Here is a 3,069-nt window from a genome sequence, read left to right as displayed (position 1 = left end):
AACACTTCTTGGGTGTTGTATGGTTAAGCCTCACGGGTAATTAGTATGGGTTAGCTCAACACGTCGCCGCGCTTACACACCCCACCTATCAACGTTGTGGTCTCCAACGGCCCTTTAGGACCCTCAAGGGGTCAGGGATGACTCATCTCAGGGCTCGCTTCCCGCTTAGATGCTTTCAGCGGTTATCGATTCCGAACTTAGCTACCGGGCAGTGCCACTGGCGTGACAACCCGAACACCAGAGGTTCGTTCACTCCGGTCCTCTCGTACTAGGAGCAACTCCCTTCAATCATCCAACGCCCACGGCAGATAGGGACCGAACTGTCTCACGACGTTCTGAACCCAGCTCGCGTACCACTTTAAATGGCGAACAGCCATACCCTTGGGACCGACTTCAGCCCCAGGATGTGATGAGCCGACATCGAGGTGCCAAACACCGCCGTCGATATGAACTCTTGGGCGGTATCAGCCTGTTATCCCCGGAGTACCTTTTATCCGTTGAGCGATGGCCCTTCCATTCAGAACCACCGGATCACTATGACCTACTTTCGTACCTGCTCGACCTGTCCGTCTCGCAGTTAAGCTGGCTTATGCCATTGCACTAACCTCCTGATGTCCGACCAGGATTAGCCAACCTTCGTGCTCCTCCGTTACTCTTTGGGAGGAGACCGCCCCAGTCAAACTACCCACCAGGCACTGTCCGCGACCCAGATTCATGGGCCTGCGTTAGAACATCAAACATACAAGGGTGGTATTTCAAGGACGGCTCCAGCGCAACTGGCGTCACGCCTTCAAAGCCTCCCACCTATCCTACACATGTAGGTTCAATGTTCAGTGCCAAGCTGTAGTAAAGGTTCACGGGGTCTTTCCGTCTAGCCGCGGGTACACCGCATCTTCACGGCGAATTCGATTTCACTGAGTCTCGGGTGGAGACAGCATGGCCATGGTTACACCATTCGTGCAGGTCGGAACTTACCCGACAAGGAATTTCGCTACCTTAGGACCGTTATAGTTACGGCCGCCGTTTACCGGGGCTTCGATCAAGAGCTTCGCTTGCGCTAACCCCATCAATTAACCTTCCGGCACCGGGCAGGTGTCACACCCTATACGTCCACTTTCGTGTTTGCAGAGTGCTGTGTTTTTGATAAACAGTCCCAGCCATCTGGTCACTGCGACTCCCAACTGCTCCATCCGCAAGGGACTTCACTGTCAAGAGCGAACCTTCTCCCGAAGTTACGGTTCTATTTTGCCTAGTTCCTTCACCCGAGTTCTCTCAAGCGCCTTGGTATTCTCTACCCGACCACCTGTGTCGGTTTGGGGTACGATGACTTGTAATCTGAAGCTTAGAGGCTTTTCCTGGAAGCAGGGCATCAATGGCTTCCGCACCGTAGTGCGTTCGTCTCGTGTCTCAGTGTTGTGTCTCCGGATTTGCCTAGAAACACCACCTACGCACTTTCACCAGGACAACCGTCGCCTGGCCCACCTAGCCTTCTCCGTCCCCCCATCGCAATTACAAGTCGTGCAGGAATATTAACCTGCTTCCCATCGACTACGCCTTTCGGCCTCGCCTTAGGGGTCGACTCACCCTGCCCCGATTAACGTTGGACAGGAACCCTTGGTCTTCCGGCGAGGAGGCTTTTCACCCCCTTTATCGTTACTTACGTCAGCATTCGCACTTCTGATATCTCCAGCATGCCTCTCGACACACCTTCGCAGACTTACAGAACGCTCCCCTACCACTCACGCTTAGCGTGAATCCGCGGCTTCGGTGCCTGGTTTGAGCCCCGTTACATCTTCCGCGCAGGCCGACTCGACTAGTGAGCTATTACGCTTTCTTTAAATGATGGCTGCTTCTAAGCCAACATCCTAGCTGTCTGAGCCTTCCCACATCGTTTCCCACTTAACCAGAACTTTGGGACCTTAGCCGGCGGTCTGGGTTGTTTCCCTCTTCACGACGGACGTTAGCACCCGCCGTGTGTCTCCCGGATATTACTTACTGGTATTCGGAGTTTGCATGGGGTTGGTAAGTCGGGATGACCCCCTAGCCCAAACAGTGCTCTACCCCCAGTAGTATTCGTCCGAGGCGCTACCTAAATAGCTTTCGGGGAGAACCAGCTATCTCCGAGTTTGATTGGCCTTTCACCCCCAGCCACAGGTCATCCCCTAACTTTGCAACGTTAGTGGGTTCGGTCCTCCAGTTGATGTTACTCAACCTTCAACCTGCCCATGGCTAGATCACCCGGTTTCGGGTCTACACCTTGCAACTAGACGCCCAGTTAAGACTCGGTTTCCCTACGGCTCCCCTATACGGTTAACCTCGCTACAAAATGTAAGTCGCTGACCCATTATACAAAAGGTACGCAGTCACCCCGAAGGGCTCCCACTGCTTGTACGTACACGGTTTCAGGTTCTATTTCACTCCCCTCACAGGGGTTCTTTTCGCCTTTCCCTCACGGTACTGGTTCACTATCGGTCAGTCAGGAGTATTTAGCCTTGGAGGATGGTCCCCCCATATTCAGACAGGATGTCACGTGTCCCGCCCTACTCGATTTCACATCAAGGTTGTTTTCGTGTACGGGGCTATCACCCTGTATCGCCGGCCTTTCCAGGACCGTTCCACTAACTTCCAAGATGCTTAAGGGCTAATCCCCGTTCGCTCGCCGCTACTGAGGGAATCTCGGTTGATTTCTTTTCCTCGGGGTACTTAGATGTTTCAGTTCTCCCGGTTCGCCTCGCTACGCTATGTATTCACGTAGCGATACCTAGCTTATGCTAAGTGGGTTTCCCCATTCGGAAATCCGTGAGTCGTAATGTCTCTTACCGACTGCTCACGGCTTATCGCAGGTTAGTACGTCCTTCATCGCCTCTGACTGCCAAGGCATCCACCATGTACGCTTAGTCACTTAACCATACAACCCCAAGAAGTGTCGGTGAAACCGACGCAGCTTGTTGCTGTACAACAAGGACCAAATAAAATTTGGTTTTCGCCAAGAAGTTTCCAAAGCACTTGTAACAAATGTTTGAGAACTACTTTTTAAATCAGCTTTCCAGATTGTTAAAGAGCATGTGC

Annotated in this window: 1 rRNA gene; it reads right to left on the bottom strand. The window is 52.7% G+C overall.

The annotated features are described in order from the left end of the window. Positions 1-19 precede the first annotated feature (19 nt). Positions 20-2,908 (bottom strand): 23S ribosomal RNA (locus tag PG899_RS23685). Positions 2,909-3,069: the final 161 nt, after the last annotated feature.

This window comes from Aeromonas sp. QDB39 (genome assembly GCF_027707585.1).
Taxonomy (GTDB): domain Bacteria; phylum Pseudomonadota; class Gammaproteobacteria; order Enterobacterales; family Aeromonadaceae; genus Aeromonas; species Aeromonas hydrophila.
The sequence above is the reverse complement of the archived record's forward strand: the minus strand, read 5'-3'. Positions and strand labels throughout refer to the sequence as shown.